Source organism: Neorhizobium phenanthreniclasticum (genome assembly GCF_040066075.1).
Taxonomy (GTDB): domain Bacteria; phylum Pseudomonadota; class Alphaproteobacteria; order Rhizobiales; family Rhizobiaceae; genus Neorhizobium; species Neorhizobium petrolearium.
Genome location: NZ_JBEAAL010000001.1, coordinates 537,975 through 561,607, shown reverse-complemented (window position 1 = coordinate 561,607; position 23,633 = coordinate 537,975). Strand labels below are relative to the sequence as shown.

General features: G+C 59.0%; 25 protein-coding genes and 1 pseudogene. 15 read left to right on the top strand and 11 right to left on the bottom strand.

From position 1 onward, the window contains the following. Window positions 1–44 precede the first annotated feature (44 nt). From ABK249_RS02715 to ABK249_RS02670, 10 genes are read left to right on the top strand one after another with little or no spacing between them, the layout of a single operon-like run. Window positions 45–497: a phage tail tube protein gene (locus ABK249_RS02715; protein ID WP_348862136.1), complete on the top strand. Its 453-nt coding sequence runs from the start codon at window positions 45–47 to the stop codon at window positions 495–497. Beyond that, the gene (locus ABK249_RS02710) at window positions 497–925 is read left to right on the top strand and encodes a gene transfer agent family protein (RefSeq protein ID WP_348862135.1); all 429 of its coding nucleotides are present in this window, start codon (window positions 497–499) and stop codon (window positions 923–925) included. The genes ABK249_RS02715 and ABK249_RS02710 overlap by 1 nt, the downstream gene beginning before the upstream one ends. Next, window positions 922–1,044 carry a hypothetical protein gene (locus ABK249_RS02705; RefSeq protein ID WP_348862134.1) on the top strand — a complete coding sequence of 41 codons (123 nt, stop codon included), beginning with the start codon at window positions 922–924 and terminating at the stop codon, window positions 1,042–1,044. The genes ABK249_RS02710 and ABK249_RS02705 overlap by 4 nt, the downstream gene beginning before the upstream one ends. Then, complete coding sequence (locus tag ABK249_RS02700) at window positions 1,044–3,242, top strand: tape measure protein (protein ID WP_348862133.1); 2,199 nt, start codon at window positions 1,044–1,046, stop codon at window positions 3,240–3,242. The genes ABK249_RS02705 and ABK249_RS02700 overlap by 1 nt, the downstream gene beginning before the upstream one ends. Further along, window positions 3,242–3,964, top strand: coding sequence for a hypothetical protein (locus tag ABK249_RS02695; RefSeq protein ID WP_348862132.1), 723 nt, complete (start codon window positions 3,242–3,244; stop codon window positions 3,962–3,964). The genes ABK249_RS02700 and ABK249_RS02695 overlap by 1 nt, the downstream gene beginning before the upstream one ends. A gap of 2 nt (window positions 3,965–3,966) precedes the next feature. Further along, window positions 3,967–4,182: a hypothetical protein gene (locus ABK249_RS02690; protein ID WP_348862131.1), complete on the top strand. Its 216-nt coding sequence runs from the start codon at window positions 3,967–3,969 to the stop codon at window positions 4,180–4,182. Window position 4,183: 1 nt separating this feature from the next. Beyond that, window positions 4,184–4,765 (top strand): transcriptional regulator, encoded by a 582-nt coding sequence (locus tag ABK249_RS02685; protein ID WP_348862130.1) that lies wholly within the window; start codon window positions 4,184–4,186, stop codon window positions 4,763–4,765. Beyond that, a complete protein-coding gene (locus tag ABK249_RS02680) occupies window positions 4,762–5,169 on the top strand; it encodes a DUF6950 family protein (RefSeq protein ID WP_348862129.1) in 408 nt (135 codons plus the stop codon). Before ABK249_RS02685 ends, ABK249_RS02680 begins: the two co-directional genes overlap by 4 nt. Then, window positions 5,091–7,355, top strand: coding sequence for a phage tail protein (locus ABK249_RS02675; protein ID WP_348862128.1), 2,265 nt, complete (start codon window positions 5,091–5,093; stop codon window positions 7,353–7,355). The genes ABK249_RS02680 and ABK249_RS02675 overlap by 79 nt, the downstream gene beginning before the upstream one ends. Window positions 7,356–7,402: 47 nt before the next feature. Continuing rightward, window positions 7,403–9,472, top strand: a complete 2,070-nt coding sequence (locus ABK249_RS02670; protein WP_348862127.1) for an SGNH/GDSL hydrolase family protein — start codon at window positions 7,403–7,405, stop codon at window positions 9,470–9,472. A gap of 2 nt (window positions 9,473–9,474) precedes the next feature. On the opposite strand, the gene ABK249_RS02665 is transcribed toward ABK249_RS02670, so the two are convergent. Beyond that, entirely contained in the window at window positions 9,475–9,678 is a 204-nt protein-coding gene (locus ABK249_RS02665) for a hypothetical protein (RefSeq protein ID WP_348862126.1), read from the bottom strand. 846 nt (window positions 9,679–10,524) lie between these two features. Between ABK249_RS02665 and ABK249_RS02660 the strand changes: the two genes are divergently transcribed. Further along, complete coding sequence (locus ABK249_RS02660) at window positions 10,525–11,559, top strand: acyltransferase (protein ID WP_348862125.1); 1,035 nt, start codon at window positions 10,525–10,527, stop codon at window positions 11,557–11,559. On the opposite strand, the gene ABK249_RS02655 is transcribed toward ABK249_RS02660, so the two are convergent. From ABK249_RS02655 to ABK249_RS02645, 3 genes are all read right to left on the bottom strand, one after another. Next, window positions 11,560–11,772 (bottom strand): hypothetical protein, encoded by a 213-nt coding sequence (locus tag ABK249_RS02655; RefSeq protein WP_348862124.1) that lies wholly within the window; start codon window positions 11,770–11,772, stop codon window positions 11,560–11,562. A 7-nt stretch (window positions 11,773–11,779) separates the two neighbouring features. Beyond that, window positions 11,780–12,532, bottom strand: coding sequence for an FkbM family methyltransferase (locus ABK249_RS02650; protein WP_348862123.1), 753 nt, complete (start codon window positions 12,530–12,532; stop codon window positions 11,780–11,782). A gap of 105 nt (window positions 12,533–12,637) precedes the next feature. Next, window positions 12,638–13,507 (bottom strand): hypothetical protein, encoded by an 870-nt coding sequence (locus ABK249_RS02645; RefSeq protein WP_348862122.1) that lies wholly within the window; start codon window positions 13,505–13,507, stop codon window positions 12,638–12,640. Window positions 13,508–13,652: 145 nt separating this feature from the next. Between ABK249_RS02645 and ABK249_RS02640 the strand changes: the two genes are divergently transcribed. The 3 genes from ABK249_RS02640 (at window position 13,653) to ABK249_RS02630 (ending at window position 15,464) form a co-directional block, all read left to right on the top strand. Further along, on the top strand, window positions 13,653–14,489 hold the full coding sequence (locus ABK249_RS02640; protein ID WP_348862121.1) for a glycoside hydrolase family 108 protein: 837 nt from the start codon (window positions 13,653–13,655) through the stop codon (window positions 14,487–14,489). A gap of 171 nt (window positions 14,490–14,660) precedes the next feature. After that, entirely contained in the window at window positions 14,661–14,912 is a 252-nt protein-coding gene (locus ABK249_RS02635; RefSeq protein WP_348862120.1) for a hypothetical protein, read from the top strand. Window positions 14,913–15,044: 132 nt separating this feature from the next. Continuing rightward, on the top strand, window positions 15,045–15,464 hold the full coding sequence (locus tag ABK249_RS02630; protein ID WP_227701846.1) for a hypothetical protein: 420 nt from the start codon (window positions 15,045–15,047) through the stop codon (window positions 15,462–15,464). 65 nt (window positions 15,465–15,529) lie between these two features. On the opposite strand, the gene ABK249_RS02625 is transcribed toward ABK249_RS02630, so the two are convergent. From ABK249_RS02625 to ABK249_RS02610, 4 genes and pseudogenes are all read right to left on the bottom strand, one after another. After that, window positions 15,530–15,784, bottom strand: coding sequence for a hypothetical protein (locus ABK249_RS02625; protein ID WP_348862119.1), 255 nt, complete (start codon window positions 15,782–15,784; stop codon window positions 15,530–15,532). Window positions 15,785–16,041: 257 nt separating this feature from the next. Beyond that, a pseudogene (locus tag ABK249_RS02620) lies at window positions 16,042–16,310 on the bottom strand (hypothetical protein). Between the two features lie 128 nt (window positions 16,311–16,438). Beyond that, a complete protein-coding gene (locus tag ABK249_RS02615) occupies window positions 16,439–18,430 on the bottom strand; it encodes a methyl-accepting chemotaxis protein (RefSeq protein WP_348862118.1) in 1,992 nt (663 codons plus the stop codon). Between the two features lie 186 nt (window positions 18,431–18,616). After that, on the bottom strand, window positions 18,617–20,542 hold the full coding sequence (locus tag ABK249_RS02610; protein WP_348862117.1) for a glycosyltransferase family 2 protein: 1,926 nt from the start codon (window positions 20,540–20,542) through the stop codon (window positions 18,617–18,619). Between the two features lie 60 nt (window positions 20,543–20,602). Here ABK249_RS02610 and ABK249_RS02605 point away from each other — a divergent pair, with 60 nt between their 5' ends. Beyond that, window positions 20,603–21,487: a transporter substrate-binding domain-containing protein gene (locus tag ABK249_RS02605; protein ID WP_348862116.1), complete on the top strand. Its 885-nt coding sequence runs from the start codon at window positions 20,603–20,605 to the stop codon at window positions 21,485–21,487. Window positions 21,488–21,585: 98 nt separating this feature from the next. On the opposite strand, the gene ABK249_RS02600 is transcribed toward ABK249_RS02605, so the two are convergent. The 3 genes from ABK249_RS02600 to ABK249_RS02590 form a co-directional block, all read right to left on the bottom strand. Then, complete coding sequence (locus tag ABK249_RS02600) at window positions 21,586–22,251, bottom strand: S24 family peptidase (RefSeq protein WP_037159993.1); 666 nt, start codon at window positions 22,249–22,251, stop codon at window positions 21,586–21,588. Window positions 22,252–22,444: 193 nt separating this feature from the next. Continuing rightward, window positions 22,445–23,092 carry a response regulator transcription factor gene (locus ABK249_RS02595; RefSeq protein ID WP_348862115.1) on the bottom strand — a complete coding sequence of 216 codons (648 nt, stop codon included), beginning with the start codon at window positions 23,090–23,092 and terminating at the stop codon, window positions 22,445–22,447. A gap of 88 nt (window positions 23,093–23,180) precedes the next feature. Next, window positions 23,181–23,588: a hypothetical protein gene (locus tag ABK249_RS02590; protein WP_348862114.1), complete on the bottom strand. Its 408-nt coding sequence runs from the start codon at window positions 23,586–23,588 to the stop codon at window positions 23,181–23,183. Between the last annotated feature and the right edge of the window lie 45 nt (window positions 23,589–23,633).

The window sequence follows — 23,633 nt, the reverse complement described above, 5'->3', positions numbered from 1 at the left end:
ATCGGCTGGATGATTTCCGGCCCGTTTTCATATGGAGAAAGACCATGGCCAGAGCCGTGACAGAAAACTTCCACGAAATGGTCGTGGAGGTCGAAACCGAGACGCCGGGTACCTATGCGAAGCTGTGCGGCCTGACTTCCCGCACCGTCAACCGCTCCTCGAACATGAGCACGTCAGAAGTGCCTGACTGCGATAGCGAAGCGCTACCGGCGGCCGTCGAGCGCGATGTGCAGTCTCAAGAAGTGACGATCTCCGGAACCGGTGTGTGGGCAGCCCAGAGCCATGGCACGATGATGGACTGGTGGTATTCGGGCGCGACCAAGAACATTCGCGTTGGTCATCTCAAGGCGGAGCCCGGTGATACCGAATATGAAACTGGTCCCGCCTATCTCGTCAATCTGAACAACACGGCAGAGCGCGGCACGAAGGTCACCGCAGAGATCGAAATCCAGTTCGATGGTCTGCCGACGCGCACTGCGGCTGAAAGCGGCACCTGATGCGCGGCGTCGACCTGACATGGGCAGGAGGGGAGCATACCTTCCTGCTGACCATCGACCTCCTCCGGGCACTGCAGGACAAGTGCGACGCGGGCCCGCAATTCATCCTTGAACGGCTTTCTTCCCGGAGATGGTTCGTCAACGACGTTACCGAGACGATCCGGCTCGGTCTGGAAGGCGGCGGCACGCCCAAGGAAGAGGCGCGGAAGCTCGTCCGCCGATATGTCGAGGATCGGCCACTCACGGAATCCGTGATGACCGCCATGGCGGTGCTGACGGTCGCTCTCTTCGGTCACGCGGACGATATGCCGGGGGAGCGGAAAGCGGGGATGGAAAACAAGATCCAAACCCGCTCCCGAGAGGAAAATGGCGCTTCGCCAGCTTCTACGCATGGGGCGGCGTTATCCACAGAGACATCGGAACGATGACTGTCTGGGAATTCGCATGCGCCCGGCAGGGATGGGATCAGGCGTACGGCAGCAAGAAGGAAACGGCGGCTGCGATGAGCGATGAGCGTCTGGCCGAGCTGGGCATCGAGGGTTTCTGATGGCAACTGATGTTGAACGGCTGATCGTCGCCCTCGAAGCTCGCACCAAGGCTTTCGAGAACGCGCTCATCCGGGCGAACTCGACGGCAAACAAACAGGCTCGCGCGATCGAAAAACGCTTCACATCGCTGAACAAGAACATTTCCGCTGATTTCGTAGGGCTCGGCCGCGGCATTGTCGCCGGCCTGGCAGGCAGCGCAATCGCCCGGCAACTCGTCCAGCTCTCGGAGGCTGGAACGCGGATCGACAATTCGCTGAAGGTCGCTGGCCTTTCCGGTCAGGAGTTGGAGAAAGTCTATCAGCGCCTGGCAGCATCGGCGAAGGCCAACGGCGCTCCCATCGAGACGCTCACGGCGCTCTACGGCAAGGCGGCCCAGTCCCAGAACGAATTGGGTGTCTCCACCGAGGAATTGCTGGGATTCACGAACAATGTTGCGCTGGCGCTACGTGTTGCCGGCACTGATGCGCAAACCGCAAGCGGAGCACTCCTGCAGCTCGGGCAAGCGCTCGGCAGTGGAAAGGTGCAAGCAGAGGAATTCAATTCGATCCTCGAAGGCGCTCCGACCATCGCGCAAGCCGCGGCGGCCGGACTGAAAGAAGCAGGAGGTTCCGTATCCAGGCTGAAGGCCCTTGTCGTCGACGGCCAGATTTCCAGCGAGGCATTTTTCAGGGCGTTTGAAGCCGGTTCGGTCATACTGGAGGAGAAGGCATCAAGGGCCACGTTTACAGTTGCGCAAGCAACGACGAATCTCTGGAATGCGCTGGTCGACGTTACACGTGAGTTCAACAATTCGACGGGCGCCAGCGAAAATTTCGCAAAAGGGATCAACTCGGCCGCAGATGCGATCGGGGACTTCGATGTCTCCGGATTGATACAGAAGATCAGGGATGCCGATGCAGCGTTCAGGGATCTTCTCGCCAATGATGAAACGCTGAATGCGGTCCTCGACACCCTGAACCGGATTTCCGGCACGACCGACGCCGCCGGAAACGTGATCAACGTCGACAAGGAAAAGGCGGAAGACGACGTCGTCGCGCTGGAGCGCGATGTTGAACTCCTGCAGCAGCGCATCAAGCTCAACACCGAACTTGGTTTCGACAACACGGAAGCACTGGCGCGTCTCGGCGAGGTTCAGGCCGCGCTCGCCCAGGTTCGCGCTGCGGCGGCGGCGATGCCCGATTTCGTCGACGGATACCAGGTCGGCGAGAACGGCATTGAGCCGATCACCGGAACCACGAACGGACAGATGGGCGGATCGTCCACTCGCGGCGGCGCTCGCCGCCGTGTCGTAAAGCCGGTATCGACCAGCGATTTCGCGCCGCCGCCAGGATCGGGATCCGGCGGACGTGGGCGCGGTGGCGGTTCTCGCCAGAACGAATACCAGCGCGAAATCGAGCAGATCAAGGAGCGGACTGCGGCGGTCCAGGCCGAAACGGCCGCGATGGCGCAGATCAACCCGCTCATCGATGACTTCGGATATTCGCTCGATTTTGCTCGCGCGAAACAAGATCTGCTTACAGCCGCGCAACAGGCCGGTGTCAAGGTTACGCCGGAGATCGAGAAAAGCATCGAGGCAATGGCCTCCGGCTACGCCAATGCCACGTCGGCCGCAGAGCGGCTGAGCGCTACACAGGACAAGGTGCGAGAGCAGGCTGAATTCTTTGGTGACGCGGCTTTTGACGCGTTCTCCGAATTGATTCCGAAGATTGAGACCGGCAACAAGGCGCTGGACAACTTCCTGAACACTTTGATCGAGGCGGTCGCGCAGGCGGCTCTGCTCGGCAAAGGCCCGCTCGGCGGCGCCGGCGGAGGCGCTTCCGGAGGGATAATTGGCGGCATCATCGGCGCGATTTTTCCTTTCGCGAAAGGCGGCATCGCGCGCAACGGGAGGCCGATGAAGACCTTTGCAAACGGCGGCGTGTCAAAAACGGCGGCCATCTTTGGCGAAACAGGAAGGGCGGAAGCTGCCGTTCCCTTGCCGGATGGCCGCCGCATTCCGGTCGATCTGAGGGGACCGTCCACGAGTGGCGGCAGTAGCGACCTGATCCTGAACTATCAGCCGACCATCGATTTGCGCGGCGCCGACCAGGCGGCGGTTGCACGACTTGAGCGGAACCAGAGGGATATGGCAAACAATATCGGTAAGATGGTCGATGATCGGCTGAAAGCCCGGGATACGAGAAGGGTTCGTCCCTGATGGCTCGGCTCCTCAGTTGGCCGATCGGGCTGCGCTGGAACCGATGGAAGCCGTTGAATGGGCCTCAGTCGATCAGCGCAGGAGTTGGGACGACGATCGGCGATGTGACGCAAACTGTGGCGTCACCTTTCGGCGCAAGATATCTGCAGTTTTCGTTTCCTCCCATGCGCGGCCGTGTAGCGCGGCGCGCGCGCGGATTGGTGGAGAGCCTGCATATGGGCGCCAATGCCGTGCGCGTCTCCATCTGCGACTGGGACGGTCTGACGTTTTCAGAAGCCGGGGTGACCATAACCGAACAGCAAAAGCGAACTGGGATACCATGGTCGAACGGCATGCCATGGGCCAATGGAAAAAACTGGAAAATCACCAAACCGAACGTGGCAGTAGCCGCACCGGCGGCGGAAGATGCGACCATCATAAAACTTCAGCCGTCCTTCTGGGGTCATGATCTCGGGATAGGTGACTGGATTGGTTTCTTTCCCTTGCACTTCGGTCTCTACGGGATCACGGAAGTGGTTGCGGACGGTGAATACCGCATATGGCCGCCGCTTCGAAAGGCTGTCTTGACGGACGATTTTGCCACACTCTACCCGGTCATGGCGATGCGCCTGCTTTCTTCCAACCTTCCGGATGCGGAGCGTGGTCCGGCGTTTCTCGAAGGGCTGACGATATCACTCTTCGAAGTATTCGATGCCGACGCGCGGCAGTATTTCACGGATTGACCATGCCAGAACGCACCAGAGAAGACATCGTCGCCATGACGCGGCGTGATCTTGCACGTCTCCATGCGAACGAGTTGAGCGCCGCTCTCTTCCCGGAGCCCGGGCGGCATGACGACGCCATCCCGCAGGATGAGAAGGCCGAAATCCAGTTGAGCGTGACAGAGACAGTCGCCCTCCACCGCCGGGAACTGGCCATGTGGGAAGAGGCGAATAGCTGACATGGCCGGAGTGTTCTCGGAAGCTGATCGCGCGTTCCTGCGTCGGCCACATATCGCGCGCGCATGGTTCGCGGAGCTTGGCCTGCCGTCCGGCACATGGCGTCTTCACAACGGCGTCGGGAGCAAAACCGTCGGCGGTCATGAATGGTCGGGTGTCTCCGATCCGGCCGGGCGGCAGCTCGTGTCCATGTCGGCCGTCGAGGATCCTCGCTTCGGACAGGCGGCGAAGGTCGATATCGTCCTCTCCGGCGTCAATGTCGAATTCCTTCGATCGGTCAAGGATCAGGCGCGGGAGACGGAAGGGGCGCTTGCCGATCTTTATTGGTGCGCCTTCGATCAGGAGACGCAAGAAATCTGGTCCGGAGGCCTGAAGAAGCTCTTTCCAGGCTATCTCTCGGCGCCGAAGCGGCAGAGCACGGGCATCGGCGTTCGCATCGTCTCCTTCACCGTGGAAACGCTCTGGCAAAGCCAAAACTTTCCGTTCGGAGGGAAGTGGACGACGGCCGAACAACAGCGGCGATATCCGGGCGACAAAGGCCTCGAGTTCGTGGGCGTGAAGGTGCAGGAGATCATCAAGGCATGACCGATATCTCCGACAAGCTCAAGGCCTTCCTCGCGGAGGCCGAAGGCGCTCCCATGGTCTGGGGCGAGAGCGATTGCAGTACCTGGCCGGCGCTATGGGTGGAGCGGGTGAGGGGAATTAAAATCCCTCTTCCGAAGTGGTCGAGTCGGGACGAGGCGCATGCGCTGATGCGTGAGGCCGGATCGCTGGCCGCGCTTTGGGAAGAAGCTTTAGGCGAATGCGGCATCTTTGAAACCGGTGGTCCGGAAACGGGCGATGTCGGGGTGATCCTAAGCCATGCGCATGGGCAGGCGGGCGGCATCTTCATCGACGGCGGATATTTCGCATGGCGGGCGGAACCCCAGGGATACCGCATTCTCAGACCGCGGCAGAATACGATCGTGAAGGTCTGGTCTATCCAATGAAGCTGACAAGGCTCCTGCTCGGCTGCAGCGCTTCCTACGTTGCCATGGCGGCGCATGCGCATGCTGACCCGGTCTCGATCATCGCGACGGCGATCCATGGCTTTCTGCTGTCCAGCACGGCCGTCGCCGCGACGGCAGCAGGGACGATTGCGACGATCGCCGCCAATGTGATCGTCGCCGGAGCCGCCATCGGTGCGACTCTCGCCCTCGGTGGCCAGCGTCCGCGCGGCGGGGCAATCAAGCCCTCCGACGCCAAGAGCACGTTCGAAAGCGGGGAGAGTTCCGCCATCGAACTTGCTGGCCGTGGCCGTATGGGTGGGCTTCAGGCCTTTGGAAACACGGACGGCAGCACGAGAGCGCGGCTCGTCTGTCGTGCAGTTGGGCCTATCGATGCGGTCGAAGCCTACTATCTCGGTGGCCGCGAAGTCACCGTCGAAAGCAATGGCGATGTCAGCTCGCCTCCTTGGGCTCGTGTCGGCGGTTCGTGGTGCAACTGGCAGGACAAAAAAGGGACGGGCAGCGAGACGGCATGGGCTGGCCTCATGTCGCTGTTTCCGACGCTCTGGACGAGCGCCCATCGTGTTCGCGGCATCGCTCAATCTCAACTGCTTTTCTACAACCCCGGGCTCTCGAACGACAAATATCTCAGCCTCTACCAGAACGGAGCGCCGAACTCCGAGCAGCTTGTGCGCGGATCACTGATCTATGATCCGCGAGATGAGGCGCAGATCGCCACCGACGTTTCGACATGGAAGTGGTCCGACAATGGCCCGTTGTATTGCGCGCACGTCTTGCGCCGCGATCCCGCCTTTACGGCCGGCCGCTTCAATTGGGCGAAGATTGCCGCCGCGGCTGACCTCGCGGATGCCCTGGTGCCGACGAAGACGGGAACGGAAAAGCGTTGCCGCATATGGGGACCGTGGGCATGGGAGAGCGAACGCGGCGAGACCATGCAGCAGTTCCTCGATTCCGCGGGTCTCGAAATCCGGCTGGACGAAAACGGGCTGATCTATTTCGAGTTCATCGACGACGAGATCACGCCTGAGATCGGTTTCACGCCGGAGGACATATACGACTACACCTGGCAGTCCGGGCCAGAAGCGGTCGAGCGGCCGAACATCTGCCGGTTGAAATACTACTCTCCGGAGCGGAATTACGAGCTCGCCGATCTGACGCTTGAAGGCGTCGTTGCCTGGGCAAAAATAACCGACGAGGTGGATAGGTACGGGCCGAAGGTCTTCGACCTGGAACTGCCGTTCTGTCCCTCCGCATCGCAGGCACAGCGGATCGCGCGCCGGAAGTTCGCCATCGCTCGCGCCGATCGCGGGCGCATGGTCGCAAACATGGTCGGGCTTGCCGCATGGGGATTGCTCTATGCCGAGATCGAGGAGCCTGACCTTGGCGACCTCATGAACGTTCGCATGGACCCGCCGCGGATCGATGATGAAAACGGCTCGGTGGAAATACCCTTCACGGTGTGGCCGACGCTCACGCCCTGGAACCCCGCAACCGACGAAGCGCCCGCCCCGGACGTGGTTCCGGAGCTCGGCTACCAGACAGACATGATCACGCCAAACCCGCCCAACCAGGCGCTGCAGGTTACCTATCCGAGCGGCAGCAAGGAGCTGCGGATCAGCTACAGCCTGCCGGCGCAGCCCTATACCGTCGTGGAGGCGAGCTACCGGACCTATACCGGCGATCTGCCCAATGCGTGGCAGGGCATGACAGAGTTCGGATCAACCGGCGCTTATGACGGCGTCGATGTTCTCGGCGTGACGATCGATGCAAGGGTGCGCGTTTTCAACGGTGATGACGGCTCCTATTTCTCGGACCCTCTTCATACCGTGGTCGGAGTGGACAATTCCACGACGAATGCGCCATCCGGCTCTGCCACGACGAGCGCTTCGCCAACCGGTTCCGCCAGTATCAGCGGGACGTTCTCGGCACCGGAAATCCGTGCCGTGGCCTTGCGTATGCAGCGCAGGACGCGGCCGGACTCCGGATCGTCGTGGAGCGGATGGACAACGGTTTCGCAATCCAATGTGCGGCCCGGAACAAGCATCAATTTCGAAGACGAGGAATTCATCGGCTCCGCCGGGGCCGAAATCGAATGGCGGGTGCAATCGCTCACCAGCGACGGGACGGCCGGAAACGCACAAACCTTCGACGAGACCATACCCGAATAGCTCTTATCGAGCCTGACCATCAAACTTCAAATCAGGAAACATCCTTCATGGGTATCTTCACGAAGCTTGCTCAACAGATCTTCGCGTCTGTCGATGAGACTGGCAATCCGCGCACGATCTCAGAGCAGGAGGTCGGCGTATGGGGGACGGAAGTCGAGGCATCGCTCAACAATCTCGGGCAATTACTGTCGGCGTCAGTCGTCCGCGGCACAAAGGCTGAATTGGACGCTGTCGTCTCCGATTATGAGGATGGCGATATCGGGCTGGTCGTGCTCGATCCCAATACGAGCCTCCAAGGTGTTTATGAGAAAGCTGCGGGTATTTGGGTTAAGAGGTCGGGGCTACCTGATGCGGCGTCTGCCCAGGCAGCACAGGCAGCTGCGGAAGACGCGGCGGATGATGCGCAGGGGTCTGCTGATGCCGCTGCGATCTCCGAATACAACGCGGCTCAAAGCGCTGCTGATGCGGCGGCGTCGGCAATCGGAGCTAGCCCGCCTGTCGCGCTCACCGGTCTGGTCGGCAGCCGGGGCATGATGCCTACCGGATTCCAAGCGTTCACGCAGATGAATTCGCGCACGCGCCATTTTGCGCGGGACAACATCAACCGTGTGCAGTTCCTTTTCGGTAACTGGTACTTCTCGACTGGTGAGAGCCCAGGTCTTGGGAATATGACGCTCACGGCGGCGATCGAATATCCAAAGGGGCGCATCATACCGCTTCAGTGGAGCACCAACCCATCTGTTGTAATTGGGCCAGGAGATAACGCGCCACTGACTGATCCGGCGTTCGTCTCCATCCCTGATGGGGCTGAATTCTGGGTTCGCACGTTCATGACCCTGGCAGAGGGGTGCACAGTCTGCGAAGTCAAAGACAGCGTCGGCGGCGATCTCGCGGAATACGGATCTGGCGAACTCACCGACAAATCTGCGAGCGGTACGATCACCAATAGCGCGTCGCAATACTATTGTTACGGGCCGTTGGCAATCGTCGGTGAGACGCACAAGCCAAGCATTCTCATCCTGGGGGACAGCCGCAACCACGCCGCCCCTAGTGCGGTGCATCTGGACGCTCAATCTAACCGCGGCAACATCGCGCATGCGATCGGTGGGCAGTTCGGCTACATCAACTGCGCCAAGGGCGGCTCTACGATGGCGCAGCTTATTGCGTCTCATACTCGTATTGTCGCACTCAAGACGTACTGCACAGATGTCGTTATCCAGCACGGCATCAACGACATAAGCGCAGGCGCCAGCGGAGCCACGGCGCTAAGCAGCGTAGATTCGATCATCGGATATTTCTCAGACAAGAATGTCTGGACGGCTACAATCGAGCCATATACTCCCGTTTCAAGCGACGGGTGGACCACCGGTGGAGGGCAAACCGTCGACGCGTCAAACCCACAGCGAGTTATCTATAACGACGGTTTGCGCGCCATACGGTCTGGCGTCAAAGGCAATTTCGAGTTTGCTGATGACGTTGAATCCATCCGGGATAGCGGTATATGGAAGGTTGCTGACTCCGGTGTGGCCATCACTTCAGACGGAGTCCATCTAAATGACAATGGTCATCAGCTAGCCGACAATCACGGATCGATCGACCCACGCAGAATCTATCGATATCCTGAACCGGTAGCGCGTTGGTCGACGCGCGATCAATGGGAAAAAGGGGAGTCAGCGCTCAGTTGGCTTTCTCCGAACGCAATCAACCGATCTCGCCTATTCGCATCGAAGAGCGCAGATCAGACCGGCATTGCCGCGGCTTCGTCGGTTACGATTTCGTGGCAAAACATCGATATGCGCGGCGGCTACTTCGACACCACGAACAATCGTTGGTATCCGCCGAAAGGCAAATACCGCGTGCATTCTCAGATTATGGTCACCGCCGGGATCGAAGACAATCAGATTGCGATCATGCGCGCTCGCCAGCCGAGCGGAATTGTAATCCAAACAGGAATGCGAACTAAGAACACATCTGCCTTTAGCATCAGTGTTGACAAGGTGTTGGAGTTCAACGGTGTCGGGGACTACATCGTCGTTGACCTCAATATAACTGGAACTGGCGACAAGACCGTCTCAGGCAATGCCGCGCACACGTACCTTGAGGTTTATGCCGTATAAGCCTAACTCGCTATGGATCGCGAACCGCGCTTCAATGGGGTGGCAATGAAATTCAACTTCAGCGCCACTTCTTCCGCTTCGTCACGATCCATGAAGTCATTGGCAAGAGAACCGTTGAATCTGGCTGTCTGCCCTGTCTCGGTGTCGATTACTGACCAACTACCGTCTTCCATTTGCTTGAGTGAATATCTGGTCTTTCCCAACATCTAACTATCCTCAAAGGTGTAAACTAGGATATTATGGATGCATAGTTGAGGCAACACAGTTCTCAACCCAAAGCGTGTTCCTAATTCGTTGACCACGGCGCTAATGGCTGAAAGTCAGCGCCACTGGTACGACCGTTAACGACCTTGCGATTTGGAAGGCGACGTGGTTATTGTCTGAGTCATGTTGAGTGACGCTAGACTGATCGACCTGATTGCCACGGATGGAGCGAAGGGGTTTTATTCATCTCTTCATTGCGGGCGTTCCGAGAGCGGAATATCGGAATTTGTGAGCCAGGACGGCAGCGGTTGCGAGCTGCGCGCCTTTGGTAGACCAGCAAAATTGTCAGTATACCCAAACGGCGCGAAAGTGGCAGATTTCAGGGAATCTGACGGATATATCCACTCGCTGGAACAGAATTATTCGGCGCGATGGGCATTCGGGTTCGTCTTTGTGCCGAACACAAAGTGCGATAGAGACCAGTATCTCCTTGCCGCAGGCCCATTCGATATCTGCATTCCGGCTAACTCGAATGACCTGATATTGCGGTACGCCGGCCGCTATGAGATGGCCGTTCCTGTAGACCACGACAGCGGCGTCAGTTTGTTTTGTGGTTATCCTGGCGGATGCATTCGAGCGTGGGTTGACGGCGATCTACTGCCAGATGTCAAGACGGAAACCGCCGTTTGGTCGAAAACCAGAGCGGTTGTCGGGGCGGACGGAAGGGGCGCCCAACCGTGGAGGGGGCTTATAACTGATATAGTATTCTATGACCGATACGAGCCTGCAGTGAACAAGAAGCTGCCTGAGGTATGGGAGACGTATGCTAGAACACTCTACGGCTCAAAATGACGATTGAACACACTCACCCAGAGTACGGCTGGGCAAAGAAGGAAGATTTACAGAAGCAGGAATTTCCGTGGGGCACTGTCTATGGAAACGAAGCGGCGATGAAAAAGCTTCCTCGTTTTCGGGCAGGAGGAATGAACAATGAGATCATTCTACTTTGCCCTGTAGACGGGCTCTTCAGTTTTTTTGGATCGCACAACCAAGTTGTAGTCGGTGGAACACCCAAAAAAGATGCAAAGATCAACCTCAACTTCTGGAGCGATCGCAATAGGTTCGTTTTCGGTATTGGATCCACATGTAACGGAATGGGAGCGGAATTCGTCCAAGACGATAGTATAGTAATCGGTAGAGACTGCATGTTTTCTTCGGAAATCATGTTTCGTCCCAACGACATGCACACTATATTCGATGAAAATGGGAAGATCATCAACAGGTCGAAACCAATCATCCTGCATGATCACGTGTGGATCGGTCAGCGTGTGACTGTACTTAAGGGCGTCGAAATAGGCTCGGGCTCTATCGTCGGCATGGGATCAGTTGTGGCAAAGTCTGTGCCAGCCGCTTGCGCTGTCGGGGGAGCCCCAGCGAAGTTACTACGCCGGAATGTGGCCTGGTCGCGCAGCCGCAACCCGTCTGATGCCGAAAAACACGAGGCATTGTCTTACGTGCCGAAGGTGAAAGAGAATGCCTCTTTGGCGGTTGCGAGCAAAGAATCTGAAGACGCGGTAAGAATGCGCGGCGTGGCGCTGGATTTGACCACTGAGGCGAAGCTCATAAGAGTTATCCTCGATAAGCCGGAATACCGGATGCCGGAATACGTCGGGACATGTCTTTCCGGTCTCGTAACGGCATTGGCGAGAATGTCCGACATGGAGTTTCCGACGGAGCGGGTTGCCGAAGTTCTTGGCCTTATCGATGCACTCGCATCATTCCTTTCCGCACCAACGGTAGTGGTCTTTCTTCCCGACGATCTCAGATACGAGGGATTGAGCAGATTGCAGAAGATGCGTATCCGTCTCGCGAATAAGTCATAGTTAGTGTGGCTTATCCTTCTTCTCCGCGCTGCCCAGCTCAATGGCCATCATCGTAAAGTAGTCCATGGGCGAAAGCTGAACGGTCTTAGCCCATGGCGGGATAGGGTCTTGAGGAAAGCGTAGGCGGTGCTCCTCGCCGTCCTCGTCGTAGGCAAGATATTCTCCTGCAGCTATATCGCTGCTCATGCCAAAGCTGACGTCTTTCCTGATCATGACGGCCTCACGTCACAGAGGTGAACTTCGGGTTATCCTTGCGTAAAAAGACGGTGTCATAATATCGCGGCCAAGGGCTGACATCGTTCAGGATGTTGTAGAATAACAGGCCATGGTTGGCCAGGAATGCTACCAGTTCAGAGAATTGGTAGCTGTCCCGGTAGACGCGCCGGATGGATGTTTCACAGATCAGGAAATCGATGTCGTCAAAAGCCCCCACCATTCCTTTGACGACTTCCAGTTCGAAACCTTCCGTGTCGATCTTCACGCCATAGGGCGGTTCCGGCTTATAGCTGTCGATCATATCCTTGAAGGTGATAACGTCCACTTCATACTGACTTTCCACCTTGTAGTCGCCCACGAAAACGCCGTCTCGTTCGATGAAAGATGATTGAGAGGCGCTTTCGTTGAGAGTGAGTGTTCCACGTTCCGCTCCCAGACCCTTTTCCACGAAGGTGTACTTGGCAGGCTTGTATTTCAGTTTCTGCTCGCTGTTCCGTTGTGGATCAACGAGGAGGAATGGGAGGTGGTTGAAAGCTTCATAGAGCTTTGGCGTCCCTGTCGAAACGCCTATGTCGATGATGGTTTTCGGGTCGGTAGCGAGGTACCGGAGGTAACCAATACGCTGGAAGTATTCAGGTAGCTTCTTGATGTAGCGCGTCTTTATGTCGTTTACTGCTGAGTCGAACAATGAGACATCGAGACCGCTAGCGCGTAGCGGGGCGATTGCCGTTTCCAGTGCGTCAAATTCGTCTGCCATTGTCCCATCCATTGGTTTTTCATGAGTATTACACATGCGGTAACGACGATTGGCAACCCTGAAGAAAAAGGCCCGCACATATCCGCCGATGGTGTTGAAAGATTGTCAGTCGAAGCCAGGTCGCTTCGGCCAGATCCATCCGCCAGAGAACTTCCACTTGCGCATATTCGACGGCAGCACTTGAATTCGCTCTTCATCGATGGCGAACCCCTTCCAAGGGTGAGTTGCCATCCCGGCGATGATCAAGCTGCCATCATACGCTTGGCAGATTTTGGTTTCCTTTTGCCCATTGAAATGCATCGCGTCGATTGAATTGTCCGCGATGTTAAACAGCGGGAATAGTTCTTGCTGCACAAAGAAAGCATTCGGCCCAGTAACGAATACCAGTTCATAGCCGAGTTCTTTGCCAGCCTCAATTGTGGCAGCTAGGGATGAGCCGATATTGACGTTCAAGTCTTTCGGCTGGAGAAGATAGACGTCGTTCGGAAGCGCATGGTTGAATTCGATGCAGACTACCCGGGGATGGTATTTCTGAATATCTCGCCAGACGTGAATGTCGTTGCCGTCGATGTCGATTGACAGGTAGTCGAACTCTCTAGGGATATCGATTTTGGCAGCGGAAAGGTGGGTATCCAGCTTGTTGCTGTCCTCGAAGCCAACGATGTCCTTTATCGTTACTACGTTTTTCCGGCCGTTGTGTAGGTTTTGAAGCTTTTCGTACTGATAGCCAGGTTCGATTAGGACACCACCCCAGCCGTGATTTTGGATCAGATTGTATGAGTTACTGATTTGGTATCCGTCAGCCGCGCCGAAATCCACGATGATCTTGTTCTTGGCGCCGATAACCTCGAAAATCTTCTCGCTGATCCCGTCTTCGCCGCCTCTGGAAACGACATTCTTCTTGAAGTCGTCCAGCCAGATTGACTCTTTCTTCCGGCGGTCGATCGGCTGGTGCCTGACGATGCAATTCAACATGAGCGCGCCTCTCCATCGGTTCTCATTGTGAGCGGGCTGTTGTGCCTGTCGAGTACCTAACTCGTCAACCCGTCCCCATCAATTCGGACGAAATCTGGCCCGACGCATCCGCGGCGGCGCCTTTCCATGCCCATAGGAGAAACATATGGCTCGGGAAACCCTTCCCGTCGCTCTTGACCTTATGTTTGGTCACGAGGGCGGATACGTGAATGTCAAGTCTGATCGCGGTGGCCCGACAAAATACGGGATCACGCATACCACGCTTGCAGCGCATCGCGGCGTTTCTTCCGTCACGGCCGACCAGGTCAGGCGGATGACGCTGCAGGAAGCCGAGGCGATCTACCGGCGTTCCTACTGGTCTCAGTCTGGTGGCGACATTCTTCCGGCCGGTCTCGATTATGCGGCCTTCGATTTCGGCGTGAACTCTGGACCCACGACGGCGGTGAAGAATCTCCAGAAGGTGCTGGGCATTCGTGAAGACGGCCACGTGGGCGAGCAGACGGCAGCCGCTGTATCTGCGTATCCCGGGGGGGTCCAGAAGCTGATCCGAGACTACTGCGATGAGCGCATGCGGTACCTGCGCAGCCTCACCAACGCGAAGACCGGCTTCCCCGCGAACGGCCGTGGCTGGACGATCCGCGTCACCGGCAAGGATCCAAAGGGGCAGTGGAAAGATCAGCCTGGCGTGGTCGGAAATGCCATCCGGCTCGCCAACGCAGCGCATGCCACGATTCCAACGCCTCCGGCGCTGCCGATCGATGCGCCGCCTGAAGCGGACGCCAAGGCGGACGTCCGCGATACCGGCGTAATTGAGATCGTGAAAAAGCCAGAGGCATGGGGTCCGCTTGGCGGCCTCCTGTCTGCTGGCGCTGCGCTCACGGCCGGAAGCGGGCCGGTCCAATGGGCCTTCGCCTTCGCCATGGTCGCTGCTGTCGGTGTCGGCCTCTGGTATTTCGTCCACCGGGTTCGCGAGGGCAAGTGATGTTCGGCCTCCTTGACTGGCTCAATATCGCCGGCGGGGCCGGGATAGGCTTCGTCGCCTGCCTGACCATCAACGCGCTTCTCTGGGCTCCTGCGGCCGAACGAGAAGCAAGGGAAGCCGAACGGGCCTCCATGCAGGCCGCAACCACCAAAGCCATCGGAGAATTGACCAATGAAGCTGACAAGGCTCGCGTTCGTCGCCGCCTCTGCATTGAGCGTGGCCTCCTGTACTCAAACCGCACAGGTGAGTGCATCGAAAGTGCAGCTCCAGTCGACGGCTAGGTCGATCGTCGGAACATCGCTGATCGGGGCCCGAGGGAAGACCGCGCGCGATCAGGAGAAGATCGACGATACCGTGGCGGGGCTATGCGGCGCCCGCGCATGGACGGTTGAGGAATGCGCCGCCCATGATGAGGCCCGCTGATGCGCTTCCTCCAAACCGAGCCGTTCAAGGTCTTCTGCATCGTGGCCTTTGTGCTGATCACCATCGCATCGTGGTTCTGGTAGCTGCGGCATTCCGAAAATCGCATACGCATCAAAAGGGGCAATGGGGCTTATGGCGGGACTCGAGAATGAAATCATCCTCATGCTTGGAGAACTGCGCGAGGGGATGAAACGCCAAGAAACCGCGATCGGCCACATCAATAAGAAGCTGGAGGTCGAGGAGAAGAGGGCGAGGGAATCGCGCTCTCGCATTCATGAACGGCTCGACAAACAACAGAGCGATATTTCCCATCTGGAGACGACCGTCGTTCTCAGCGGCCAGACCGTGGCCCAGCAGAGGGACGTGATTGTCGGGCTCAAAAAGACGATCGACGAGGATATCTCTCCGACGATCGAGGAGGTGAAGGATATCAAGAGGCTGGGAAAAACGGCCTCATTGATCTTCGTCGGACTTGGTTTCACGGCTGGCGGGGTCTTCTTCACTATGTGGGATACCGTCAGACCGTGGCTTGGGAAACTGCTCCTCAGATAAACCGCAAGACCATCACCACGACCTGCAGCGCGATCAGTGCGGCGAGGATGATGAAGATTGCCCAGCTACTCAGACGCATAATATCCCGTCAGCAGTTTCGAATCCTTCTTGCCGCAGGCGTAACAACGGAGCCGCCGCGAGATCTCCGGAAGCCATTGGCCGGATGCGACCTCCTCAAGCTTGTGTCGCTCTATTTCCTTCATATGCCCACAGGCATTGCATTTGGCCACGAAGTCCACGATGCGTGGGATGACGTTGAGCGTGGTCTTATACCCGCCAAGCGGTGGATGTTCAATAAATCTGCGGCCTTCGACGTCCATGCGGTATCGTCCTCGTTATTGGGACCGGCCGCATCGGTCATATGTTAATTAGGTCCGCCGCCACGGATCGCCGGATAGATTCCTCAATCGCTTTGGAACTTCAAGATGGTTTTACACCCGCATTGAACACATTCTGTTTTCTCCTGCGGAATTTGCCGAGTTTTACAGCGAAGTGCCGGCAATCGCTCAAATACTCCGAGCTTCCCAAGCTGAATACGAGGGTTCGATTCCCTTCACCCGCTCCAGTTTTCCGACAATCACATCAGCTTGCCCCAGGCAGGGTTCCATTCTACTCCCTCTGAAAGTTCCACGAAGATCGGTTGCTTGTCCGGTCCCTGGTCTTGTTCTCCGCCATCCGAAAGGCGTCATCCGGCTCCATCTCTTCGCCGGGGAAGATCGTGTCGTTCTCGGCTGGATCGGCAACTCTTCTGATATAGCCGCGGATCTGGTCTCCGGAATGATAGAACCTGATGATCAAGGCGCCGGGCGCCGGTTCGCCGCCGCGGTAACGATAATAAGTGTGCATTTTTTCCCTCCATTGTCAGTACCTCTACCTGACCTGCGGAAGTGTGAAATGTTCCCTGTATTTCTAGAGGAAGGGCGGCCCTTGGGTCGCCCTTGATCGTGCTGACTGATGCTTTGCCGTACTTCGGTTCAGAGTTCCGTCCATCCGGCTTTCTGGCTTGCTGCTGTCGAACCGCCGCCGAAGGCGCCGGCAAGGGTCTGAGCAAGCGCCCGCGCTGGCGATGCAGCCGGACATGGCTCGCTATCGGAAGCAGCCCGGACTGCCGGCTTGGCTGCCGCCGCGGTGGTCGGCGAAGCCGGCTGCGGGGTCAAGGACGCCGCCGCTGCTGCATATCCGCCCGTGCCGGTCAGCTTGAACTGGCCGAGCAGATTGGTGAGTGCCGTCGCTTCGGTCGCCAGACTATGGCTCGCTGCGGTCGTTTCCTCGACCATGGCTGCGTTCTGCTGCGTGCCCTGGTCCATCGCGTTCACCGAAGTGTTGATCTCCTGCAGGCCGATGGACTGCTCCCGCGAGGCGTCCGCGATGGCATGGACGTGGCCGTTGATCTCCTGCACTTCGTGAAGGATGGTTTCGAGCGCCTTGCCCGTTTCATCGACGAGCGCGACACCGGTCTGGACATGCGTGCCGGACGTGGTGATCAGCGCCTTGATCTCCTTCGCCGCATGGGCCGAACGTTGGGCGAGTTCGCGCACTTCCTGGGCCACGACCGCAAAACCCTTGCCGGCGTCACCCGCGCGGGCCGCCTCCACACCGGCATTGAGTGCCAGAAGATTGGTCTGGAAGGCGATGTCGTCGATCACGCCGATGATATTGGAGATCTCACCGGACGATTTTTCGATCTCCTGCATCGCATTGACCGCCTTGCGCACCACGTCGCTGGATTTTTCGGCGCCGGTGCGGGTGCGGGTCACAAGCTGGCTCACTTCCGCGGCCCGCTTTGCCGCGTCCTTCACGGTTGTTGTGATTTCCTCGAGCGCGGCTGCAGTCTCCTCGACCGAAGCGGCCTGTTGCTCGGTGCGTTTGGAAAGCGCATCGGCGGAGGAGCGGATCTCGCTGGCGCCGGCATTGATCGCCGTGGCGTTCGCGCCGACCGCGATCATCGTCTCGTTGAGCGTGCCGACCGAATTGTTGAAGTCGACACGCAGCGAATCGAGATGCGGAGCGAAGGGCGTTTCCAGGCGCGAGATGAGGTCGCCGGAGGCGAGGCGCCGCAGGCCTTCGCCGAGCGAGCGCATGGCACGTTCCAGTTCGCCGGCTTCCGCCGCACGCTGTGCGTCGCGCTCCTGGCGTTCACGGTCGCTGAGGTCGCGATCGGCGGTGGCGCGCACTTCTAGATTGACGCGTTCGATTTCGTTGCTGCGGAAGACCTGTACTGCTTGCGCCATGAAACCGATTTCGTCCCGGCGATCGAGGCCGATGATGTCGCTGACCGTATCACCCTCCGCCAGCAGCTTCATTCGCTCGCTCAGCTTATTGATCGGTGCCGCAAGGCCGACCTGGGCGACGTAGATGCCGAATCCGATCAGCGCGAGGGTAGCAATGCCGATGATGGCGAAGCAGAGATTGATGCGCTGGTTGACCGTATCGGAGAGCGCATCGCCGCCGTCGTCCAGAAGCTTCATCAATGCGTCGTTGTTGGCGATCATCTTCGGCGTAATGGCGGCGATACCCGCACTGATCTGCGCCATTGCGTCCGCTGCACCTTTTTCATCGCCGGCTCTGTGCAGGTCGAGCGCTTTCTTGGTCACCTGCTCGAGAGCGGTGACATCCGCGATGAGCTCATCCGCCGCCGCTTTCCGGCTCGGCACGAGCTCGGCCGCCTGCTGCAGGCGTTCCCGGGCCTGACCGAACTTCGATGCCGCCTTGGCGGCCGTCTCCGCCTCCTTCGATCCGGCCGGCATGTTCAGCGAGAAGCTCGCCTGAAGGACCGACGACAGCACAGATGCGTTTGCGCGGGAAGCCTGCATGGCGGCCGACGCTTCATGGTCGATGAACGTGCTGTAGCTCCCGTCGGCGTGTTTGAATTCCTGCACGATGTAGATCAGGCCCGCCACCGAAACGAGCCCGAGAAGAACGACGACCGAAAGGATCTTCGTCCGGATTTTCATATTCTGCAACATGGAGTCCTGCCCGCGCCGGGTCTACCGCCGCCTTGTGGAAGTGAGAGGGGGAAATGCTTGAGAGGTGCGACAGCCCGCATCATGTGGCCGGTCTTAATCGACCTTTGTCATACAATACTATAAAATTGCAGAAAGTTTAACGTAGGGCTAACATCGGACGGCGGCAAATCGCATGAGCGGAGGGGATCATGTCCTTCTGCGGGCGGGGACATGCGGCGTCTTGTTCCAGAAGAAAGGCTTCGAGCGCAGCTCCAGCACCGCCCGCCATGCGGCAGCCGAGGTCATCAGCCAGTAGAGGGCGACACCGGTCCAGCGCCAGCCGATCTGCCGCTTTTCGTGATGGATCATCGAACCCATCCCAAGTCCCAGGAAGATCAGATAGCTGCCAAGGATGTTGATGCTGTCGATGACGAATAGCGAGAGCACGCCGGCGGGGACGTCATCGGCAGGCGCCTCCAGCATGGAGTAGACGCCGATGCCCATGAAGATGATGATCAGCGGATGCAGGAGTGAGGAAATCAGCATGCCGCCGATCATGAGCTGGAAGGTACAGAAGGCCAGCAGGCCCATCTCGCGGATGAGCCGGCGCGGATCGCGCATCAACACCAGCCAGGTCTGCAGCCAGCCCTTGAACCACCGGCTGCGCTGCCCCATCCAGATGTGGATGGTGGTCGGCGCGTCCTCCAGTGTCTGCCTTGCGATGACATCGGACCGGTAACCGAGGCGATAGAGGCGCAGCCCGAGGTCTGCATCCTCGGTGACATTGAAGGGATCCCAGCCGCCGGCCTCTCGCAGGGATCGGGTGCGGAAGTGATTGGAAGTGCCTCCGAGCGGCAGCGGCATTCGCACTCTTGCCAGCATCGGCAGCAATCCGCGGAAAAGGCCGGAATACTCCAGCGAGAACAGCGCACTGATCCAGGACTCCTTCGCATTGGTGATGATCAGCGGCGCCTGCAGGCAGGCGAGTTCGGCGGGCATCGCCCTGAAGCGTGCATAGGCCTCGCGCAATTGTTGCGGATGCGGCCGGTCCTCCGCGTCGTAGATCGCCAGGAATTCTCCGCGCGCAGCGCCGAGCGCATAGGTGAGCGCCTTGGGCTTGGTGCGCGGGCTCGAAGGTGGCACTTCGATGATTTCGAAATGGGCGCCGGGGGAGAGCGCCTTCAGCGCCGCGATGGTCTCGTGGTCGTCAGCTTCGCAGACAAGCTTGATGTCGAGCAGGGCGTCCGGCCAGTCGAGCCGCTTCAGGCTGGCGATCAGTTGCTCGGCCACCGCCGCCTCGCGGTAAAGCGCCACCATGACCGTATAACAGGGAAGCGTTCCCTCTGGTGCCGGCAAGGCCGGCCGCATAGGCTGCCCGAAATGCTGTCGGGTGAACGCTGCAAATCTGAGAAGCAGGGACGCCAGATAGATGAGCGACAGCAGGACATGAAGGAAAATCAGCGTTGTCGAAGGCACGATGATCAGTGCGGAGAGGAGCGCTGCGAGCCCGAGCCCGGCATAGAAACCCTGGTGACCCGAAAGGACGATGCGCGCCGAGAAGGAAGGGAAGCGGTCGAAGAGTTCGTTGACCGTATCGCGCACGCGCCGTCCGGCTCCGGCCTGCCAGACCGCCCGGCGGATTGCCGAAGGTGTCGTGATCGCAAGATCCCGGCCAAGCTGCGGCATGGCGGAGAGGGCCGCCCCGAGATCGGCAAGCCTGGCGGCTTCCGGCACCACGGCCACCTGCGGAGCCCGATGCCGGTGGTTGATGCGGATCTGGTTCGGACGTTGCAACTGCATGTCGAGTAGGGGTGCGTCGGTGATAAGGGTCGGATCGATCGTCTCGACGAAAGGCAGGCGCAGGAAGCGGGCGATTGCACCGTAGTAGGCGGCCTCGCTGACCTGACCGCTATGCAACAGTTCGCTTTCGGCGCGGGTGCCGTTTCGCCGCGCCCTGTCGGAGAGCATGGACAGCAACGGTTTGGAGAAACCAAGCGCGGCAAGGGCGGCCAGTTCCGGATCATCGACGGGATCGCGGACATGTTCTTGCGGCCCGGTTCCGGGTGGGGCCGGCGTTTGCCACGCATCATCTTGCGCCGTCGGCGATGCCGGCGGATATTCCCCTAAACGCATGACTCTGCTACACCGCCCGCAAGCGGATGTCCCCAACCTGTCCCGATTTGGATCATAGCGATGCGTCTTCTGATTGCATCCCCGAGAATCAAGGGGTTTTTCAACCTTCTGCAGCTTTGCCTTGTGACAGGCGGGCTGCTTGCTGGCGCTGTGCCGGGACAGGCGGCCGGCAGCGACAATGCGTTCCCTTTGACATTCGATGCCCGCGAGCGATTGTCGCGGCCAGATCTCTCGGCGATCATACGCGTGCGGATTCTGACGACGGTCGATTTTCCGCCCTTCAATTTTGCCGATCAGACCGGCCGGCTTTCAGGCTTCAATGTCGACCTCGCCCGCGAGATCTGCGCCGAACTGGAGATCGAGGCGAAGTGCCAGATCCAGGCGCTTCCGTTCGATGAACTGGAAAAGGCGTTGGAAAGCGGCGCCGGCGAGGCGGCGATGGCCGGCATTGCGGTGACACAGGAACGGCGCCAGCGTTTTGCCTTTTCAAGGCCGTATCTCGGTGTCCCGGCCCGTTTTGCCCGCAATCTCACCGCAAAGATCGATGGCGATACGGCCGCAGCGCTTGCCGGCAGGCCGGTTGGCGTCGTCAGGGGCACAGCCCATGAGCTGATGCTGAAGGCCTTTTTTCCGAATGTATCCGCCACACCCCTCGATAGCTACGACGCCATGCTGGAGGCGCTGAAGACGGGCAAGGTGGATGCCGTCTTCTCCGATGGATTGCGGCTTCCCTTCTGGGTGGCGGGCGAGGACGCCGCAAAATGCTGCGCGCTCTTCGACGGCCCTTATCTTTCGGAAAAATTCCTGGGCGAGGGCCTGTCCGTCATGCTGCGCAAGGGCGATCCGATACTCGTTGCCGCTTTCGACCAGGCGCTCAGCGCTTTGTCACGCAATGGCCGCCTGCAGGATATCTACCTGCGTTATTTCCCGAACGGCCTTTACTGACCTTCGTGGATTACGAATTCTTTCCTATTCGCTATTCGCTATTCGCTATTCGCTATTCGCTATTCGCTATTCGCTATTCGCTATTCGCTATTTCCCGCTCACTGGCTCGCCCAGATGATCCGCGCGATCCATTCGACGTCTGCGATGTCGAAGGCCCGGTTGGGGTGGTCGGGATTGAGCGACGTCAGTTCCACCGTCCGGGCACTCTGGCGGGCAAGCACCTTGGCCATCACCTCGCCCTCCTTGGTCTTGAGCACGACACGGTCGCCGCGCCGCACCTGCGCGCCGGGCTCGACGATCAGCACGTCGCCGTCGCGATAGAGCGGTAGCATCGAATCGCCCTGGACCTCCAGTGCATAGACCCCGGCTTTGCGGGACGGGTCGACCGGAAATTCCACCACATCCCAGCCCTGTCCGGCCGGAAAGCCTCCATCATCGAAAAAACCTCCGGCACCAGCCTGTGCGAAACCAAGCAGCGGGATGGTTCCGCCCTGCGGCGGGAAATTGCCTTCCGGAAGCGTCGAGCGACTGGAGGAGGCGGGAAGATAGCTCATGAACTGGTCGACCGTGGCACCTGTCGCCTCCAGCACCTTGGCGATGGACTCCGTCGAAGGCCAGCGCAGCCGCCCGTCCGGCCCCAGCCGCTTCGACTTGTTGAAGGAGGTGGGATCAAGACCGGCGCGACGCGCAAGCCCGGAGGGCGTCAGTTGATGGCGTTCGGCGAGCGTGTCGATCGCGTTCCAGATCGTTTCATGTGACAGCATCTTGCCCGTACCCGTGACCGGCGCGCGAGACGGAAGCCGGACAGCCCCGGCGCTCGGCGGCACCCTTCGATCGAAACCCCTTTCGCGCAGCTTTCAAGCATCATCAAGCCCGCGCAGACACCCCCTAATTTTAACGGAATCGCGACCTCACGTAAAGAGAGGAGAGGAATAAAATCCTGTTCCGGCTCTGCGTTCAGGCCACCAGGGCCATGTTGATCTTGCTGAGCTTGATCACGGCCTGGGTGCGGCTGTCGACATTGAGCTTCAAAAGGATCGCCGAGACATGTGCCTTTATGGTCGCCTCGGAGACGCCGAGCTCATAGGCGATCTGTTTGTTGAGCAGGCCCTCTCCGAGCATGCTCAGCACCCGGCTCTGCTGCGGAGTGAGCGTCTTCAGCCGGTCGATGAGTTCCGCAAGTCCCGGATCTTCCTCTGGCGCGGTGAAGTCGCCCTTCGGCACCCAGATGTCGCCATCCAGCACCGCCTGGATGCCGGCGCGGATATCGTCGAGTCCAGAAGATTTTGAAATGAAACCGGAAGCGCCGAGTTCCAGTGCCCGGCGGATCGTGGCGCCGTCGTCGCTTGCCGAGACGATGACGATTGGCAGGCTGGGGAACTCCGCGCGGAGCGACATTAGTCCGGAAAAGCCGCTGACACCCGGCATGGCAAGATCGAGCAGCATCAGGTCGACATCGGGGGTCTTCTCGGCGGCAAGCCGCGCGACTTCGAAATCACCCGCCTCGATGATGACGAGCTCTTCCGCAATGCCTTTGACCGCCTGGCTGAGAGCTCCGCGAAAGAGCGGATGATCGTCTGCGATGATGATTGTCAGTGTCTGCATTTCCACGCTCCCTCCCAAGAGCATAGTCGTGCCTTTCAAATCTTTGAAAGTTGTAAACCTCTCGAGAGGCGGAAACAAGTGCTGGATTTTACGTACGATTGGGTTGCGGCTTATTGTCTTCCCGCTCGTCTATGAATTCGCCGACAATTGCCATGAAGCGCCGCATGAATCTCTCCATGATGGAGAGGGACCGGTCCACTTCCTCGTCGCTGGGCAGCGTGTTCGGCGGCGTATGGCTCAGCCTTTCCTCCAGTGCGGTCACGCGTTTCTCGAGCCGGTCGAGTTCCTGTTCGTAGGCTGCCCTTTCATCCGGCTGCATGCGGCAGGCGAGCGTGCCATTCTCGTCGTGACAGAGCGTCATTGCGCCGGTCTGGGTATCGAGCCGGACGATGCCGCTTTCGGTGCGCTCGAGCTGGAAACGATTAGGTTGCGGCTGCTGCGTCAGGGCCGGGCCGGCGACGAAAAGCGCCGAAGTCGCTAATGCAAGAACCTTCATCTTATCGTCCTCCCACGGTGGACAAGTGGCGAGCTTTGCGGCAAA

Excerpts from the sequence above, each read along its gene's own strand:
- ABK249_RS02705 (WP_348862134.1), top strand. The coding sequence starts at position 922 with ATGACTGTCTGGGAATTCGCATGCGCCCGGCAGGGATGGGATCAGGCG.
- ABK249_RS02690 (WP_348862131.1), top strand. The coding sequence starts at position 3,967 with ATGCCAGAACGCACCAGAGAAGACATCGTCGCCATGACGCGGCGTGAT.
- ABK249_RS02680 (WP_348862129.1), top strand. The coding sequence starts at position 4,762 with ATGACCGATATCTCCGACAAGCTCAAGGCCTTCCTCGCGGAGGCCGAA.
- ABK249_RS02670 (WP_348862127.1), top strand. The coding sequence starts at position 7,403 with ATGGGTATCTTCACGAAGCTTGCTCAACAGATCTTCGCGTCTGTCGAT.
- ABK249_RS02660 (WP_348862125.1), top strand. The coding sequence starts at position 10,525 with ATGACGATTGAACACACTCACCCAGAGTACGGCTGGGCAAAGAAGGAA.
- ABK249_RS02600 (WP_037159993.1), bottom strand. The coding sequence starts at position 22,251 with ATGCTGTCACATGAAACGATCTGGAACGCGATCGACACGCTCGCCGAA.
- ABK249_RS02700 (WP_348862133.1), top strand. The coding sequence starts at position 1,044 with ATGGCAACTGATGTTGAACGGCTGATCGTCGCCCTCGAAGCTCGCACC.
- ABK249_RS02615 (WP_348862118.1), bottom strand. The coding sequence starts at position 18,430 with ATGTTGCAGAATATGAAAATCCGGACGAAGATCCTTTCGGTCGTCGTT.
- ABK249_RS02610 (WP_348862117.1), bottom strand. The coding sequence starts at position 20,542 with ATGCGTTTAGGGGAATATCCGCCGGCATCGCCGACGGCGCAAGATGAT.
- ABK249_RS02630 (WP_227701846.1), top strand. The coding sequence starts at position 15,045 with ATGGCGGGACTCGAGAATGAAATCATCCTCATGCTTGGAGAACTGCGC.
- ABK249_RS02655 (WP_348862124.1), bottom strand. The coding sequence starts at position 11,772 with ATGATCAGGAAAGACGTCAGCTTTGGCATGAGCAGCGATATAGCTGCA.
- ABK249_RS02710 (WP_348862135.1), top strand. The coding sequence starts at position 497 with ATGCGCGGCGTCGACCTGACATGGGCAGGAGGGGAGCATACCTTCCTG.
- ABK249_RS02665 (WP_348862126.1), bottom strand. The coding sequence starts at position 9,678 with ATGTTGGGAAAGACCAGATATTCACTCAAGCAAATGGAAGACGGTAGT.
- ABK249_RS02640 (WP_348862121.1), top strand. The coding sequence starts at position 13,653 with ATGGCTCGGGAAACCCTTCCCGTCGCTCTTGACCTTATGTTTGGTCAC.
- ABK249_RS02605 (WP_348862116.1), top strand. The coding sequence starts at position 20,603 with ATGCGTCTTCTGATTGCATCCCCGAGAATCAAGGGGTTTTTCAACCTT.
- ABK249_RS02650 (WP_348862123.1), bottom strand. The coding sequence starts at position 12,532 with ATGGCAGACGAATTTGACGCACTGGAAACGGCAATCGCCCCGCTACGC.
- ABK249_RS02715 (WP_348862136.1), top strand. The coding sequence starts at position 45 with ATGGCCAGAGCCGTGACAGAAAACTTCCACGAAATGGTCGTGGAGGTC.
- ABK249_RS02685 (WP_348862130.1), top strand. The coding sequence starts at position 4,184 with ATGGCCGGAGTGTTCTCGGAAGCTGATCGCGCGTTCCTGCGTCGGCCA.
- ABK249_RS02625 (WP_348862119.1), bottom strand. The coding sequence starts at position 15,784 with ATGGACGTCGAAGGCCGCAGATTTATTGAACATCCACCGCTTGGCGGG.
- ABK249_RS02635 (WP_348862120.1), top strand. The coding sequence starts at position 14,661 with ATGAAGCTGACAAGGCTCGCGTTCGTCGCCGCCTCTGCATTGAGCGTG.
- ABK249_RS02590 (WP_348862114.1), bottom strand. The coding sequence starts at position 23,588 with ATGAAGGTTCTTGCATTAGCGACTTCGGCGCTTTTCGTCGCCGGCCCG.
- ABK249_RS02695 (WP_348862132.1), top strand. The coding sequence starts at position 3,242 with ATGGCTCGGCTCCTCAGTTGGCCGATCGGGCTGCGCTGGAACCGATGG.
- ABK249_RS02645 (WP_348862122.1), bottom strand. The coding sequence starts at position 13,507 with ATGTTGAATTGCATCGTCAGGCACCAGCCGATCGACCGCCGGAAGAAA.
- ABK249_RS02675 (WP_348862128.1), top strand. The coding sequence starts at position 5,091 with ATGGCGGGCGGAACCCCAGGGATACCGCATTCTCAGACCGCGGCAGAA.
- ABK249_RS02595 (WP_348862115.1), bottom strand. The coding sequence starts at position 23,092 with ATGCAGACACTGACAATCATCATCGCAGACGATCATCCGCTCTTTCGC.